This is a genomic window from Mycobacterium szulgai (assembly GCF_002116635.1).
Taxonomy (GTDB): Bacteria; Actinomycetota; Actinomycetes; order Mycobacteriales; family Mycobacteriaceae; genus Mycobacterium; species Mycobacterium szulgai.
In genome coordinates this window covers 78,974-95,465 of the sequence record NZ_LQPW01000163.1, presented here as the reverse complement: position 1 = coordinate 95,465, position 16,492 = coordinate 78,974, and the positions used below count along the sequence as shown (strand labels likewise).

Annotated in this window: 15 protein-coding genes; all 15 read right to left on the bottom strand. The window is 64.8% G+C overall.

All coding sequences use genetic code 11. The annotated features are described in order from the left end of the window. Window positions 1-100: 100 nt before the first annotated feature. The 15 genes from AWC27_RS24785 to AWC27_RS24720 all read right to left on the bottom strand — a co-directional run bounded on the left by AWC27_RS24785 (window position 101) and on the right by AWC27_RS24720 (window position 16,280). The gene (locus AWC27_RS24785; protein WP_085672916.1) at window positions 101-1,309 is read right to left on the bottom strand and encodes a PPE family protein; all 1,209 of its coding nucleotides are present in this window, start codon (window positions 1,307-1,309) and stop codon (window positions 101-103) included. 94 nt (window positions 1,310-1,403) lie between these two features. Then, the gene (locus AWC27_RS24780; RefSeq protein WP_085672891.1) at window positions 1,404-2,678 is read right to left on the bottom strand and encodes a PPE family protein; all 1,275 of its coding nucleotides are present in this window, start codon (window positions 2,676-2,678) and stop codon (window positions 1,404-1,406) included. Window positions 2,679-2,691: 13 nt separating this feature from the next. After that, window positions 2,692-2,826: a hypothetical protein gene (locus tag AWC27_RS32910; RefSeq protein ID WP_264078830.1), complete on the bottom strand. Its 135-nt coding sequence runs from the start codon at window positions 2,824-2,826 to the stop codon at window positions 2,692-2,694. Window positions 2,827-3,466: 640 nt separating this feature from the next. Beyond that, window positions 3,467-5,299 (bottom strand): type VII secretion AAA-ATPase EccA, encoded by a 1,833-nt coding sequence (gene eccA, locus AWC27_RS24775; protein WP_085672890.1) that lies wholly within the window; start codon window positions 5,297-5,299, stop codon window positions 3,467-3,469. After that, window positions 5,296-6,510, bottom strand: coding sequence for a type VII secretion protein EccE (eccE, locus tag AWC27_RS24770; protein ID WP_085672889.1), 1,215 nt, complete (start codon window positions 6,508-6,510; stop codon window positions 5,296-5,298). The genes eccA and eccE overlap by 4 nt, the downstream gene beginning before the upstream one ends. After that, entirely contained in the window at window positions 6,507-8,285 is a 1,779-nt protein-coding gene (mycP, locus tag AWC27_RS24765) for a type VII secretion-associated serine protease mycosin (protein WP_085672888.1), read from the bottom strand. The genes eccE and mycP overlap by 4 nt, the downstream gene beginning before the upstream one ends. Continuing rightward, the gene (eccD, locus tag AWC27_RS24760) at window positions 8,257-9,768 is read right to left on the bottom strand and encodes a type VII secretion integral membrane protein EccD (RefSeq protein WP_085672887.1); all 1,512 of its coding nucleotides are present in this window, start codon (window positions 9,766-9,768) and stop codon (window positions 8,257-8,259) included. Before eccD ends, mycP begins: the two co-directional genes overlap by 29 nt. Window positions 9,769-10,049: 281 nt before the next feature. After that, window positions 10,050-10,952, bottom strand: coding sequence for an ESX secretion-associated protein EspG (locus tag AWC27_RS24755; protein WP_085672886.1), 903 nt, complete (start codon window positions 10,950-10,952; stop codon window positions 10,050-10,052). Between the two features lie 108 nt (window positions 10,953-11,060). Further along, window positions 11,061-11,345 carry a WXG100 family type VII secretion target gene (locus AWC27_RS24750; protein ID WP_083111340.1) on the bottom strand — a complete coding sequence of 95 codons (285 nt, stop codon included), beginning with the start codon at window positions 11,343-11,345 and terminating at the stop codon, window positions 11,061-11,063. 50 nt (window positions 11,346-11,395) lie between these two features. Continuing rightward, entirely contained in the window at window positions 11,396-11,692 is a 297-nt protein-coding gene (locus AWC27_RS24745; RefSeq protein ID WP_083111339.1) for a WXG100 family type VII secretion target, read from the bottom strand. 287 nt (window positions 11,693-11,979) lie between these two features. Then, complete coding sequence (locus tag AWC27_RS24740; RefSeq protein WP_083111338.1) at window positions 11,980-12,279, bottom strand: PE family protein; 300 nt, start codon at window positions 12,277-12,279, stop codon at window positions 11,980-11,982. 301 nt (window positions 12,280-12,580) lie between these two features. Next, window positions 12,581-13,813: a PPE family protein gene (locus AWC27_RS24735; RefSeq protein ID WP_085672885.1), complete on the bottom strand. Its 1,233-nt coding sequence runs from the start codon at window positions 13,811-13,813 to the stop codon at window positions 12,581-12,583. Between the two features lie 11 nt (window positions 13,814-13,824). Further along, window positions 13,825-14,124 carry a PE family protein gene (locus AWC27_RS24730; RefSeq protein WP_083111336.1) on the bottom strand — a complete coding sequence of 100 codons (300 nt, stop codon included), beginning with the start codon at window positions 14,122-14,124 and terminating at the stop codon, window positions 13,825-13,827. A 191-nt stretch (window positions 14,125-14,315) separates the two neighbouring features. Further along, on the bottom strand, window positions 14,316-15,524 hold the full coding sequence (locus AWC27_RS24725; protein ID WP_139837200.1) for a PPE family protein: 1,209 nt from the start codon (window positions 15,522-15,524) through the stop codon (window positions 14,316-14,318). 561 nt (window positions 15,525-16,085) lie between these two features. Next, complete coding sequence (locus AWC27_RS24720; RefSeq protein WP_085672884.1) at window positions 16,086-16,280, bottom strand: ferredoxin; 195 nt, start codon at window positions 16,278-16,280, stop codon at window positions 16,086-16,088. Between the last annotated feature and the right edge of the window lie 212 nt (window positions 16,281-16,492).

Here is a 16,492-nt window from a genome sequence, read left to right as displayed (position 1 = left end):
GCTTAATTCGCAAAAGCTGAACAATCGTTTGGCATCGGCAAACAATTTCGATTATCCGCTGGTCGACGCAGAATTGCCGTTAGGTACGGCTGAAGTTCGGTTATCCGCCGGATGGTGGGCGCGTCATTATCGTCGGCTGGAATCCGTAGCGAGGGCCACTGCCGAAGCTGCGCGCGTACACACCAGCGCCAGGCATGCCGGGTACACCGGGCACGGTTGAGGTGGCTTCCGGGGCAGCGGCGGCCCCGGTCAAGCCGGCACCGGTGACCGGGTTACCGGCATTCGTGGCTACCTCGACGGCCGCGGTCCAGCTCGGCGGCACTGATAACCGGCCGACCAGGGCCGCCTGATTAGTGCCGGCGGTGACTCCCCCGACGCCTGGTTGGATCACGGTCGCTGCGGCGTCCGTTGCAGCGATAGAACCGGCGCTCGCCAATGAGCCCTCTGGCCCGGCGTCAACGGCCACCGCATTGAAGTCGGCGATTGCGCCGGTGATAGCCGGCAAGATCGCTCCGGGAGCCGTGTAGCCGGCAGAGACGAATCCGTTCGTCAAGTTGGAATTGAAGAAGATCCCGTAAGGGTTACCGTCGTTGCCGTCCAGGAAGTTCAGGATGTCGGCGAGCAGACCGGTCTGGGGTAAGGCGTCGAACGGTGAGGCTGCGGCCGGTGATGAGATTTCTTGTAGGGTCGCCGGCACCGCGGACATGAGTTGGGGCAGCTCGGTTTGCGCGAGGCTGTCAGTCGCCTGAGTGACCGCTGCGGCCTGGGCGTACTGTCCGGATGGGTTGGCTATCTGGGTGGGTTCGGAAAAGGCTTCCAGCGCAACGGCTTCCGCCGAACTTGCGGCGTATCCGTACATCGCTGTCGCGTCCTGTGCCCACATCTCTGCGTATTCGGCCTCGGTAGCCGCGATCGCAGGTGTGTTTATGCCCAGAAAATTGGTGGCCACCAGCGCCAGTAATCGGGCACGGTTGGCGGCGACCACCGCCGGCGGCACTGTCATGGCAAACGCGGCCTCGAACGCCGCCGCGGCTGCTGCGGCCTGACTGGCGGTCTGGGCGGCCAGCAGGCCCGTGTCGCTCATCCATGTCACATAAGGGGCGACCGCGGACACCATAGCCGCCGACGCCGGCCCCAGCCAGCCTTCACTGACCAGAGCTGAGATCGCTGACTCGTATGCCGTTGCGGTCAAATGCATTTCGGCGGCAAGGCCATCCCAGGCCGTCGCGGCAGCCAGCATTGGCGCCGAGCCGGGCCCGGAATACATGCGCAGGGAGTTGACTTCAGGCGGGAGCGCCCCGAAATCCATTGCCTGCACCTCCTTTAATGACCGCACGCGAGGCGGCACCGATTACCGATGCCAGCACTCGCCGATATCCGCCGATGATCTGGTGGCTCTTCCGTCATCCAGCGGCTGGCGGGCGTCCCATGACCGTCGGGCGGAACCCATATCGCGGGGCATTGCCGAAGCTGTGGCCGTAAATGCCCGCTGCGGGCATACCTGGCACGCCGGGCATACCTGCGGCCGCTTGCGGGACAGCGGCGGTACTGGTCCAGCCGCCGCCGGGCGCCGCGGCACCGGCGTGGTTGGCCACCGCGGTAGCTTCCGTCCAGCTCTGCGGAACGGACAAACGCCCTACTAACGCCGCCTGGTTAATGCCGGCTGATACCCCTGCACCCGTACTCGTTGAGCTCGCCGTGTTGATTTCGTTGAGGATCGGCACATTCACGGCACTGTCCGGCGAAGCCGCTGGTATCCACGTAGGGTTTCCTTCGCCGGAGCCCATGGGCGGTAATGCGCTCCCTTGCGAGCCGAGCGCTACCGCATTGATATCTGCCATCCCCGCCCAGACAGCGGGGGTGACGATCGCGGGGCTGATATATCCGGCTGAGACGAACCCGTTCACCAACGAGGAATTGAAGAAGATCCCATAGGGATTGCCGTCGTTGCCGTCCAGGAAATTCAAGAGGTCCGCGAGCAACCCCGATCCGGGAATGGCGTCCAGCGGCGACGCCGCAGCCGGGGAAGCAAGTCCTTGCAGGCTCCCCGGCACCTGGGACATGAGCTGCGGCAATTCCGTTTGGGTGAGGTTGCCGACCGCGTTGCCCGCGGCTTGAACGACCGCCTCGGCCTGCGGGAGCTGACCGCTGGGGTCCGTCACCTGTGCTGGTTGGGTGAACGGTGCCAGCGTCGAGGCCACGGCAGAGCCGGTGGCATAGCCGTACATCGCCGCCGCATCCTGGGCCCACATCTCGCCGTAAGCAGCTTCGGTAGCCGCGATTGCGGGCGTGTTCTGGCCAATCAGATTGGTCGCGACCAACGCCTGTAACTGTGCGCGGTTGGCTGCCACGGCAGCCGGAGGCACCGTCATGGCGAACGCGGATTCGTATGCCCCCGCTGCCGCCGCTGCCTGACGGGCAGTCTGCTCAGCCTGCATGCCGGTGATGGTCATCCACGACAGGTACGGGGTGACCGCAGCTACCATCGATTCCGACGCCGGCCCCAGCCAGCCGTCGCTGGTCAGCACCGAAATCACCGTCTGGTATTGGGCGGCCGTCGAACGCAGCTCTGCGGCAAGCCCATCCCAGGCGGTCACGGCCGCCAGCATCGATGCTGAGCCCGGTCCCGAATACATCCGCAACGAGTTGACTTCTGGCGGTAATGCTCCGAAATCCATTGCTGTGCCTCCCTTAACCGGCTACTGCTTCGATGGCCGTGTTGACCACGGGCAGCGCGAATTTGCTTGCGGCAGGGCGATGTAACACGCTGTGCAGTTCACCGGCCGCTGGTTCCAGCGATTCGAGTCGGGTGCCCACAGAAGACATCGGACTCCTCCTTTGAGATAGTCCGACCCGGATCGGGGTCTCGGCCGCTGCGGCGGGTGTCGGGGATTGCCGATGGCACGTGCGCAATGGCTGCGCAGCGTTTCGGATACTCGGCGCCAGTCGATTTCAGACGGCGGAGAACGCGCCGTGACCGGATCGGGAAGAAACGATCATCAACTCCGTACGACTACTGTTAATAGATCAATCCCGCCCCACCTCCCGTCAGGATTCGGTCACCCGGGAGTGCCGTTGTGTTGCACAAAGTGGGATGGGGTAGTCCGGCAAAATTTGCCAGATACGGCGTCCCGCTCGTCCGAGCTTCGGCACAAACAGCGTATCCGGCTGTCGCGCCGCCCGAAGCGAGTTGGACGCAACCCATAGAATGCCCGTGTCGCGCCGCATTCCGGCGGCCTTCGCCGTGTGATTTCAATTGTTAATTCCGAGCCTGTTTTCGTGCAGAAACTTCATCTGACGGGCCAGCCAGCGCCATCGTGGCATCGCTGCGGATACGGGGTCAAAGCGACTCGCGGCGGTTACCTCGAGTTAATTGCGATGCATTAATGCCAGCCGCTAATGGAGGCTACAACGCTCATGGTTTCAGCCGAAGCTGGTTAGCTGCTGACGCCACGAAGAAGGGCGATCAGCTTGTTTTCTTCTCCGCCACCGCGGCGCCGAGGCCTTCGGCGAGATCCTCGCGCGTCAGCTCTTTGAATCGGCGCAGTTGCACTTCGCTGAAATCGGTGAAATCGCTAGCCAGCACTTCGTCGAGGACCGCGTCGTCGAGCCGGAAACTGCGGTGGTCGCGCGCTTTCTCCACCACATTGCGCACGAATCCGGCATTACCGAGGGTATCGATGCCGCGGATCAAATCGCCGTCTTCGGAATAGGTCTCATCGAGATAGAACTTGGTGTAGGACGGCAACAATACCTGGACCGCGTCGTCGGTAATGACGTCCTCGTTTTCCTGGCCCATCAATCGGGTCAGCGCGAGCAACTCGTCCGGGGTATAGCTGAAGAACTCGATGACCGTCGAAAAGCGCCGTCGCAGACCCTGATTCACCTCGAGCATCTTTTCCATCGCCTTGGCGTAGCCGGCACCGAAGACCACCAGTTCATCGCGATGGTTTTCCATGTAGAGCAGCAGGGTATTGATGATCGCGTTGCCGTAGGGGTCCCCCTGGGAATAGCCCTTCTCATGCAGGGTGTGCATCTCATCGAAGAACACGGCACCGCCGAGGGCGCCCTCGAGCATCTCCTCGGTGTTTTTTTCCGCGTCGGCCATGTAGCGGCCCAACAGCTTGGTGCGGCTGGTTTCCACCACCACTGGCTTGCGAAGTACCGTCAGCCCGCACAGCTGTTTGCTGAACGCGCGTGCCACGGACGTCTTACCGGTACCGGGCGGCCCCAGCAGCAATGTGTGCCGCGACGTCACCGGTACCGGAAGGCCCATCTTGGCGCGCGCCAGGTTCACCTTCGTCGTGGACTTGATGAGCTTGATCTCCCGCTTGGCCCGTTCCATGCCGAGCATCGCGTTCAGCTCGGCATCGCCCTCGGCCAGGTACTTCGCGGCCATTTCGGCGTGCCGGGCGGCCTCGGTCTGCGCGCGGGTCGGTGCACTCTCCGGATCCCACGGATCGGTGCGCGCCTCGATGGTCTCCGGGTCGGTCAGGACCAGCCGGAAGTTCGGGTTGTCCAGCGCCTCGCGGGCCGGGGTGAACTTTGCGTCACGTGAGTACACGCGACGCAACAGCTCGACGGCTTCCTCCTCGCGGCCGACGTGGCGCAGACACATGCCCTGGGTGTACAGGGCGATGTTGGCCGCGCCCGGCACACGGTCACCTTCGATGGCCTCAGAAGCGCGGCGGTAGGCCTCCTCGAAGACGCCGAGGGATGCCAGTGCAGTAGTGGCCATGGCCGCGCCCGCGGCTTTGAGTTCAGGATGACGCCAGGGCGTGGCTTCGGGAAACTGAGTCAGCACGTCCGGCCAGCGTTTGGTGCGGAAATACAACACGCCCCGCACGTAGCTCACCAGTTCGGTGTCGAAAGGGTGTTTGGGATCGGTGGCGTCCAGAAGTTCGGCCGCCTCCTTGTAGCGCTTGGCCTCGGCGAGAACGGCAGCGTACGCGCAGGCCAGCGAATCCACGCTGGTCACCGCCAGGCGCAGGAACAGGCCGTCGGATACCTCGGGGCGAAACTGCAGATCCGTGACGCCCAGTCGGCGGGTTTCCCACCCGAACGTCCTTACCGCCGCCCAGGCGCCGGCGAGTACCTCGATGCTCTGGTCGCCGGCCAGCACCCGAGCCAGCCAGGCGTCACACATCATGGGGTCACGGGTGGTAGCCGTGGTGAACATCTGCGCGGCGACCTGCGGATTGTGGCTGGGTTGCAGCCCGTTTACCGAGATTCCCGACGCCAGCAGACCGGCGACCATGGCATTGCGGGCGTCTTCGGCGGCGGACTGCGCGCGGGTCATTGCCCTGCGGAAGAGCTTGTTGCGTGCTCCGTCTCGTGGCTGACTATGAGCTCGAGCTCCTCGTGATCCCGCAGATCACGACTGGGGATGACCAGTTGGGGCCGGGTTGTGGGAGCGGGCAGGCTGGCGCGTACAGCGGCAAGCTGGCGGCCGGTGAGCCGGTTGAGCCCGCTCGAGAGCTCTTTGGGCAGTCGAGCTGCACTGTGATACCGCACCCATGCCGACAGCGCCGGCCGTCCGACCCGCGTGGTTAACCGCACGGTGATCACCGTCGCGCCCACTTCGGGGGCATCAGCCAACCACAGCTGCTCCAGCGTCTCGGATTCGATGTCGGCCGGCGTCACCCAGAAACTTGTCACGAACCCGTTGAAGTGCTTGAGGTGACGCCAACCCGGACGACTCCACGTCGGCTCCAAATCAGCCAGAACCGTGCTGTCGACCTCAGCCAACTCGTCGGCAGTCAAAGGGCGGGCGGCACAACTTTGTCCATCCAGATCCTGAACCAGCCGCTCGGTGGCCGCGACTAACGTCGAAGCCAACGAATCGCGAGCCACCACAGCGGCGACATTGCGCAGCGGATTCATTCGCAGTACCAGCCAGGTACGGCGCCGATCGGGCGCGGGGCCATCGCCCACCATGCCCCACTCTTCGGGCCCCCACTCCTCTAGTGAGGCCGAGGCTTTGGCCGCCTCCGCGCCACCTCGCACCTGCACCGACACAATGTCGATGCCGTCCAAGTGAATGTCGAACTGGCGCAATCCGTCAGCGACCGCGGCCACCGACACAACGGGCGCCGACGAACTCGACCGATGGCGATGCCGACCCGTCGGGTCACCTTCGCCGCCGTCCACGGCGATCACCGTGACCAACCGGCCCCGGTACTCGCGCACGCCGACGGTGTCACGCCCGAACCGGCGCTGATAGTCCAGCGCCGGCGTGCATCCGGCGGCCAGCGCCGTGCCCGGGTCAGCAGACCAATCCCACAGCCATGCCGCCACACCGGACGTCACCGTGAGTCCGTGGTAGGTGACCACTGACAGCAGTGTCACCAGCACCGCGAGGCCCACACCTACCCACCACGCCACATGGTTTTCGCCCTGCCACGACTCCGGGCAATGGCTTGCCACCACCAGAATCAGGACGTCGACCAAGAACACGGCTGTCAGCCGCGGCCACGACAACGACAACCCGAACCTGCGCTGAGCCTTCATCGCTGCTTCCTTGATCGCCGCATCAACGTCGCCGTACCAAACACTGCGCCGCCTATCAGTAGTGCTCCGGTCAGTCCCCCGGCTGCCACCCAGACTGGCACCATATTCCGATCTGCGGGCGGCTTTGGCAGCACCAGTGGCGCCGACAGCTGTTTCGGTGGCTTGGCGGGGCCTTCCGGCACATCCCAAGTCAGCGCCGCGACCGGGTCGACCACACCGTAACCGACCTGATTGTCCACACCGCGAGCGGGCGGCCTGGCGGTGTGAATCAGCCGATTCATGACCTGGTATGCCGACAGCTCAGGGAATTTGGCCCGCACCAGCGCCGCTACGCCGGACACGATCGCGGCCGAGAAGCTGGTCCCGGCCGGAACCAGCAACGTGTTGTCCGGGCCGTCGACCGCGTTGATCAGACCGTCATCGCGGGGCGAAAGCCCGACGACATCGGTGCCCGGCGCCGCTATCGACACCCAAGGTCCGGCGATACTCATTTGACTCAGTGGCTGACCATTTGAGTCCACTCCACCGACGGTCAAAACGAAGTCGCTGAACCAGGACGGAGTCACCACGGTGGTGACGGCGTTCCAGTCGCGAGGATCGTTGGGCTGCAGCGGATCGAAGATCGGATTCTGCTTGCAGTCCTTCTTGCTGCTGTCGCCGGCAGCGGCGACGATGAGCGCATTCTTGTCGACGGCCGCGTAATGCACCGCGGCACCAAGCACCCGCTGGTCGATCACGTTGCGCGCGCTCATACAGGTGACGTCCGAGATGTTGATGATCGAAGCGCCCATGTTGGCCGCATGAACGATCGCGCGCGCCATGGTCTGGACGTTGTCGATCTTTGCCGCTGTCTGCGGATCTTCGTCGCCGGTGTAGGCGTCCTTGAGGCCGAAGGCCTGGCTGGACTGCCGGATCGAGATCACGTCGACATCCGGTGCGATCCCGACAAACGCGTCCGGCGCCGGCGCCCCACCCGGGGCGGGGGGCGGCGGTGGCGCGGGCGGTGCAGGGGTAGTGGTCGTCGACGGGGCGAGCGGGTGCGGGTGGTCGACGGGGGCCACCTTCGCGCCGCCGGAGTAGCCGGGAATGGTCACCGTGCCACCGCCGCGGTTGCCAGACGGCGCCTGCCCGGGTCCGGGTGCCGGCCCCGGCGGGGCTCCTTCCTGCGACGGCGGCGGAGCCGGGATGACCGTCACGGTTGGACCCGGGACGGGTGACAGCGTCACCGTCTGCGGCGGCGGAGGCTTTTCGGTGGTGGGAATGGTGACGGGCCGGCGCGGTGCCGCCGGCGGCGGGACCGCGCCGTTGGCCGGCGCCGCGGCGATCATCGACGCCACGATGGTGCCGTGGGCGTCGCAGTCCGACAATCCGTCTCCGCCCGCCATCACGTAGTCACCGCCGGGGATCAGGTGCGGCAACCTGGGGTGTGGCGTCACGCCCGTATCGATGACGGCGACCTTCACTCCCCCGCCACGCCCGAACTGCCACGCCTCGTTGAGGTTCAGCATTTCCATGTACTTCGGCTGCAACCGAAAGTCGGTGCCCGGCAGTACCCCTACCTCAGTGCAGTAGGAGTTCTGCTTCATCGGCGCCACCGGTCCGGGCGGGCCGTCGGGCGGCACTGCGGCTGGATCAATCGTGGGCGGCGATATTGCAGAAGCGGGCGGCAAGCCGGCTAACGCACCGGAGGCAAGCAGCATCGCGGCGACGGTCGCGGTGGTTACGCGACCACGCCACGATTTGCTGCTACCGGTACCTGATCGCTGCGTAGACATTCATCAACCACAATGCCAGCGGGAAGATCGGCATCAGGCAGAGGTATTCGATCCACTCCACAAACTTGCGGAACAGCGGGCTGTAGATGGTGTTGGGCACCACCGCGGCCGCCGTCAGCCCCGCGGTCGGCAGCAGCACCAGAATCGCGGAGGTGATCGACACCGACAACGGCGAGTGCAGTCCCACCGCGTAGCGCACGCATACCGCGGCCACGATGATCACCGCAGTACCGGCGAGGGTGATCGCCTGCCAGCGGTCGACGTACGAGCGGCCGCGCAGCAGCAGGAATCCCGCGGTGAACCCGGCCAGGATCAGTGGCAGCCAGCGCTCGTGGGTGTGTGGGTTGGACAACGCGGTCGCGCATATCACGACCACGACGCCGAGTCCGATCAGTAGGCCACTCAAGAACGACCGAGCGCGTTCCGCCTGCAGCAGCACGTCGCGCACCGACGCCGGACCTTCCAAGGTCGGCAGGCCGCCACCGGACCTCACCACGGTCGTCGGCAGATCGGGTCGGGCCTCGAAAACCCATCGGCTGGTGGCCGACGGGAAGACAGGCAACCGGATGCCGGCCAGCCGGCGAGACAGCGCCGGCGCGGCGTGGTAGAGGAACACGCAGGCCAGCAGCAGGCTGCTGAACAGGGTCACCGCACTGCTCGCGGCCACCATCCGCCACAGGCTCGCGATCGTCGTCAGTGTGCTGATCGTGATCACGGCGGTGTAGATCGCGAGCCGGCGACCGGTGAAGCGCAGGGCCAGCGTGGCTGCGACCGCCAGGACTCCAAAGCCCAGCACGGCCTGGGGTGAACCCACCGGGCCCGGCGGTGCGGCCGCTGCGGCGATCGTCACCGGCACGATGCCACTCATCAGCATGATGTCGGCAACGCGGCGATCCGCGTCCGTCTTTGCCCGCATCAGGAGCAGCATGGCAACGGTCAGCACCAGCACTCCGACCACCGCCGTGAAGATGGTGGTCAGCCAGGAGTTGTGGTGCCAGCGCCACCAGCCGAGCACTCCGGACGCCAGAACGACGCCACTCGCCACCATGGTGGCACCGACCTGCACGGCGACCACCGGGTCGATCGCGGCGAATCGCTTGCTGAGGTTGGACGACACCGCGGTGGAGATGTGCTCGATGACTTGCGACCGATGCTCGGTGTCGGTGATGAACCGAATCCACAGCCGATCGCCGTCGTAGACGTCTTGTTCGGTCAGCGATTGGGTGGCGCGCAATGGGGTGCCATCGACGAGGCACAGTGCCCATCTGCCGCGTCCGGTGGCTTCCAGCGGATTCTCACCGAGCTCCCGGAGGCGACTGTTGACCACCTTCAGCAGGGGATCGGTCATCACCGAAACCGGCGCGTTGGCGTCCAATAGCACGCCGATCTGCACGCCCTCGCCGGCCATGATGCCGACGACGACGGCCCGGGGCGATGAGACGCCCTCTACCTCTGCCTGTGGTGCATCAGCTACTGCGGTCATCGTCCCGTACCCCCTGACGTGGCGAACGTATTACCCCGTGATTCAAGCCGCGCGGGGAGCGCTTTCGGTGTACTCACCGAAGTGCCCGAGGGGTGATGCCCCCCCAGGAGCTGCGGCTCGACTAACTCCCAATCCATTTGCCTCGCCTCGCGACTAATAGTTGTGGTTGACGTACATTTTCAGTTTTTGCAGCCGATTCTAGAGCAGTATGCCTCGTCCGCATCTAGCTCGCACTTTATGTTTAAAACTGTTGCTGCACTGCGTTTTTCGTAACAGCGTTGTTAAACTCTGCTGTGTGTTTTCCACTCCCCATAGGGCAGTGTGTCCAAAACCGTCTTAATTCCTACCTGCACCAGCTGCGGGGTAGCCGGACAAATTGCTAGCCAGGCCTCGCCGGACCCCGCGGTCCGCGCCTGCTGGTACAGGGCGATGCGCCCGCCCGATCCGTCTTTGAGCGACAGCACCGAGGCGCTGGGGCCCTTGGCGTCGTCGCGGTATTGGCGCGCGTAGACGGCGACCTCGGCGGCCGGATCCGACAGGGCCTGCCCCAGCGCGGCCACGGTGGAAGCGCTGATGCCCATGCGGCGCAGATCGCCGCCGGAGAAGACATTGAAGCCCGATTCCTGCCATGACTTCGTTGCCTCGAGCATCTCTTCCAGAGGGACGTTGACCGCGTTGATGGCTGCCGGATCGGCGTGGTGGATCGACTCCAAACCGTCGATCACCAGCGCGGCGATCGACGCGCTGTCAGCGACCGATACGTCGTCGACGGTGATGTCGTTGCCCACCCGGACCGCAGACACCCAGTGCTGGCCACGGCGGGCCAACACCACGCGGAACTCGTTGTCCGGGATGTCGCGCGAGCCCGGCGGCTGGTTCTCGTCCTCGACTACTCCGTAGAGCAACTTGCCGCGCGAGAGTAACGCGACGACCTCCAGGTCCGGCGCCGCGAGCACCTTCATCCGGGCGGCCACCTGCTCGTTGACGGCGTCGCCGACGACGATGCCTTGCTCGCGCATGACTGCCATACCGGGATGCTCGTTCAGCCAGTCGTTGTTGTCGGTGGATACGTACGGCCGGCACCGCAACTCGGGCGCGACGTGCCGGATATCCAGCAGCGCCTGCAGCATCCAGAAGCCGTCGACGTTGACGGTGATGTCGGTGCGGGTACTTTGTTGATCCATCCCTACCTCAGAGGTCCTCGGTCATTCCAGTGCCATTCCAGTTCCGATCGACTGCAGGACACGGCAGCACACCGGCTGGTGGTGTGCTGCCGCGCCTGAAGTTCGGTTTTAGGCCCAGCTGGAGCCGACGGCGCTGTCTGTTTGCGCCATGTTGCTGCCGGCGGACTGAACCTTTTGCCCGTGAGCGTTGGCCTGCTCGTAGATCACCTGGAAGTTGCGACCCAACTGGGTGATGAACTCCTGGCAAGCCACCGAACCGGCGCCGCCCCAGAAGTCACCGGCAGCCAGCACATCGCGAACGATGGCCTGGTGCTCGGCCTCCAGGTTTGCGGCCTGTGCGCGGATGAGAGCGCCGTGCGCGTCGACATCCCCGAACTGGTAATTAATGGTCATATTGGTGTTCTCCTGTCGTGAGAAAGCCTACGCAGCTGAGGCTTTGGTGGCTAGCTGCTGAGGGTCTGCTGTGCAGCCTGCTCTTGCTGCTCGTAGTTGTTCGCGTCGCGAACCAGGCCGTCGCGAACGCCGTGCAGCATGTTCACGATGTTGCGGAAAGCGGTGTTCATCTGGCCCATGGTGTCCAGCGAGGTGGCCTCGGCCAGACCGCTCCAGCCGGCACCCGAGATGTTCTGCGAGGACGCCCACATGCGGCGGGCCTCGTCTTCGACGGTCTGGGCGTGCATCTCAAAGCGGCCCGCCATGTCGCGCATCGCGTGCGGGTCAGTCATAAAACGCGTGGTCACTTGCCTGTCTCCTTAATTCTTGTTACCTGACGGTTAGATCATCTGTCGCTAATACGACGATGGCCGGACCGGCTGCGCCGTGGCGCATCCGCCGATCCGAACTACGGATGACCCCCCCCTCCCCATCTCATTCAACCGGTGGGAACCGGCTTGCCCATCACGGTGTGATGGACGTGCAACCTCGACCCCGGTGTCGGGGTTGACGAAAGATCCACCGGCCGGCGGGCGGTTGCCGCGGAACTCATGTCCGAGCTGATCCGTCCCGCGCCCTGGAACCGTCCGCCCGATCAGCCCGCAGCGGCCGCGTTGGCGGCCTCAGTGGCCTCATACGAGCCGGAACTCGTTGCCAGCGTGTTAACGAACATCTCGTGGATTGCGGCGGCCTGAGCACTGACGGCCTGGTACATCTGGGCGTGGGCGGCGAACTGAGCCGCTGTTAGCGCCGAAACCTCGTCGGCGGCTGCCGGCACTACCCCCGTGGTCGGCGCTGCCGCAGCAGCATTCTGGGCGTTCATCGCCGAGCCGATACCCTGCAGATTTCCGGCCGCCGCAGCCAAGGCTTCCGGCTGTGTGGTCACGAACGACATGCTGTTTTCCTCTCTTGAATGATCCCCAGCTACCGCTCTTTGCAAGAGAGTAGATGACTAGGTCGCACCAGGTCGCCTTCGACGCCCCCTGTTCGCATTTGTTCACTGGATGCCACGACGAATTCACCTGCTGTAACGACACAGTAACAGCGTGTGACCTGGTTGGCAGGCCATTATGCAGGCCCGGCTCAGGGGGTCCCGCGTCATCGGAGCGCCGCCGCGAAAAAAATCTCGCGTCACGAAAACCATGTCAGAACCACCTGCCGAGGACAGTCGTGCACTGCTGGCAATCCCATCCGGGCTAACCAGCAAACGGTGGACGGGCCATCACGGTCGGCCGGAAGCCGTACTTGGGACCGGCGCCGGCCGCGCCAGCTCCCACACCTGCCAACGGCATGCCGCCGAGCAGGTTTCCCACACCGGCGTCCGGGGCGGCGCTGACCGTACTCACCGGCAGCGGCGCCGCGTGGCCGATCGACGGCCCCAAGCCAGCGATTGCCGCCGGCACCGACAACTTCCCGATTGAGGCCGCCTGGCCCATGCCCGCCGCGACTCCCCCGACGCCGCCACCGCCGAATAATCCGCCCAGGCCGGCCAAGCCTTTGGCGGCTGCCGCACCCCCGGCCGATGCGGCGGCCGGTGCCAGTCCCTTACTGAGGGAGAGCAGCGTGTTTGCCATGCCGGTGGAGAAGTACGGCAGACCCTCGATGTTGTAAATGGGGCCGGCAAAGTTCCTGAAGGCGGTGATGAGCCACGCCGGGTTCACCGTGCTGTTCCCGCCGATTCCGGTAAGGATCGAACCCATGACGGAGTTCGGGGCGAAAACCGTCCCCGCCAGCGTCTCGCTCGTCGGCGTAAGCCCCAAAAGGGCTACATTGCCAGGCGACGCGAGGCCCGCCAACTGGGCCTGCAGCCCATTGACCAGGTTCAACAACGATTGCTGCGCCGAGCCGGCCGCGTTGCCTACCGCGCCGGTGACCGCTCCCGACTGCACTGCCGCGGCGGCTGGACTGGTGGTCTGCGGCGGTGCAGCGAACGGCGTTATCTTCGTGGCGGTCGTCGACGACGCTGCGTACTGATACATCACCGCGGCATCCTGTGCCCACATTTCCCCGTATTGCGCTTCGAGGGCCGCGATCGCGTTCGTGTTTTGACCGAAGACGTTGGTGGTCAGTAGTTGCGTCAGCTCCGCACGGTTCAACGCGACCAGCTCGGGTGGCACTATCGCAGCGTGTGCGGCCTCGTACGCCGCGGCTGCGCTGGTGGCCTGCGTGGCCGCATGTTCGGCCTGCCCGGCTGTGGCGCTCATCCACCCCACGTAGGGCGACACTGCCTCAGCCATCGATGCCGACGCCGGGCCAAGCCATTCTTCGCTGCTCAGCCCGGTGATCACCGTGTCGTAGGCCATGGCGGTGGAATTCAGCTCCGCGGCCAGCCCGTTCCACGCCGAGGCGGCGGCTGCCATCGGCCCTGACCCAGGGCCGGCATACATCAGCGCGGAGTTTATCTCCGGCGGTAACGCCCCGAAATCCATCGCTTGACCCCTTATCTGCTTGCGGCCGCGTTAGCGGCCTCGGTAGCCGCGTACGACCCAGCGCTGACGCCCAAGGTCTTGACGAACATGTCGTGGATGGCCGCCGCCTGGGCACTGACGGCCTGGTACATCTCGGCATGGACGGCAAACTGTGCCGCCGTCAGCGCCGACACCTCGTCGGCTGCGGCTGGAACCACCCCGGTGGTCGGTGCTGCAGAGGCTGCGTTCTGCGCGCTCAGAGCGGAGCCGATGCCTTGTAGCGTGGCGGCAGCCGCCGACAATGCTTCTGGATGTGTGGTTACGAACGACATTTAATTTCCCTCCTCAAATAGCCCTGTGGCTTTCCCCTTCAAGAAATTCACGCCACAGTCGCCGGATGTAGTTTTATCGGCATCGAGCATTTACTTGCAGTAGCCCGCGGCAACGGGCCAGCAGTTGCACCTCCACATGCATCACGTCGCTCCAATCATTGGTCGCGGTTCTCATGTGCCTCCCTGTCGCCTCATCCCGCCGACGGCGGACGGGCCAAAACGTTGTAACGGAACCCGTATTTGTTGACGTAGCCCGCGGTGCGCCGACCCGCACCGGTCAGCGGCAGCCCCCGCAACAAGCCGGAGGTTCCGGCATTGCTCGCGGCACTGTTGAAACCCTCTATGCCGCCGGTTCCAGGCGATAGCGGGGTGATGTTGGAGACTGTGGTGGCGGCCCAGGTCGGTGGTACCGACAGCCGGCCGACGACGCCGGCCTTGCCCAAACTGGCAGCCGGTGCGCCCCAGGAGCCGCCCACCGCGCCCGGCGGCGCGAGCGCTCCGCCCAGCGCGGGATTGGGCGCCGGGGCACCGGGCAATAGACCGCCGCCCCACGCGACGAGCGAATTGACCGATCCCAACGCGAAATACGGATAGTTGGTAACCGAGTTCCAAATATTGGTCGAATCGCCAAATGCGGTGGCAATCAACCCCGTCGGCCCCAGGAACCAAGGTGGCAGCGCCAAAGACGACGGGTTAAGCGAAAAGCCTAATTGCGTCAATATCGAATTGACCCCGGCCACCGGCGACGTGGTCGATATCGACGATCCCAACGTACTTAATAGCGCGGTGGTGGGTAGGACCGTGGCCGCGGAGTTCGCAGCGGCAGACGCCGCAGCCTCGCCGACGGCGGCGGCCTGCCCGGCGACTGCGTCAGCGTCGGCGGTAGCCGGTGGCGGCAGGAACGGACTCAACTCCGAAGCGGCCGCCGAGGATGCCGCATAGCCGTACATCGCTGCGGCGTCTTGAGCCCACATCTCGGCGTACTGGGCTTCGGTGGCCGCGATCGCCGGTGTGTTCTGCCCGAAGAAGTTCGTTGCAATCAACGTCAGCAACAACGTGCGGTTGGCCGCTACCAGCGCAGGTGGAACCGTCATCACAAACGCCGTCTCATAAGCCGCCGCCGCCGCCCGGGCCTGCATGCCGGCCTGCTCGGCCTGTTCAGTGGCGTCATTCAGCCACGCCACATAGGGCGTGGCCGCAGCCACCATCGCGGTAGAGGCCGGTCCCACCCACGGTGCGCTGGTGAGCTCGGTAATCACCGCACCGTAACCCGCGGCGGCCGTGCCCAATTCTGCGGCCAGCCCGTCCCAGCCCGCCGCGGCAGCCATCATCGGCCCTGATCCCGGACCGGCATACATCCGCCCCGAGTTGATCTCCGGCGGTAATGCCCCGAAGTCCAACACCACCCCTCCTCAGCCGACCGTGCCCGTGTGAGCGAACCCGGCGGCGGCCTCGTCATGTCCTACTTCTTGACTGCCTGCCTTGATTGCGCGCCGCAATTACGTTGTTGCCGACGCTCATCCCCCACTGGCTCAGCCCCGACGCCCTGGATATCCGCCGGATTACGCGCGAGCGTCCGCGAGCGGATAAGGGGTTATCGACGGTCACCACCACGACTGCGTGCGGGTGTACGGTGACCAACGAAATGCGCCCTCAGCCTCGAAAAATCCGACATCTTAACATGGTGGTGCAACAGTTCTTTCGTTTCAGAACCGTTGCACATCAAACACATTAGATTGCCCAACCGGCGTCGTGACCTTGGCTCGCCAACTATTCACCGCTCGGGGACCAGAGTTCAGCTTCCGTTAAATTACTATTCGATAAACATTCAGTTTCAGCCAGATCACCTGCGGAATCCGCGCGGCGCTCAGCTGCAATGGCCGGGAATGGATTCTGGTCAGCTGCACATAAATTATGAATTCAGCATGCAGAACGCGTAGCCGGTACGGTCCGCGAGGTTGTCAGTCGGCTTCGAGAATGAGTGCCATTTCGGGGCAGGCGCCTACCCCGTCGCGCGTTGCCTGCTCGTCCTCGGGCCGCACATGGCGTTCTTGAAGCGTCGAATAGCCCGAGTCGTCGATCGGGAACAACTCTGGATCGACGGCGTAGCACTGCGCATGTCCGACGCACCTTGTTTGCTCGAGACGAACCTTCACGGGTTTCCTTCCTCGAGTGGGCCTCGACCGGGTGTCGATCGCGTCAGGGATGCACAAGATGGAACGCGACAGAGGGTATCCGAGCGGCGACGGCTCCGCTAGCGAGGCGACAAGGCGGCTCCGGTGGTGGCTACGCATCGCGCATGCGATATTTGCCCTGCCACGTGGTAGGACCGAACTCGCGGTCGCGGCTCCACTGCGGCGGGAATGGA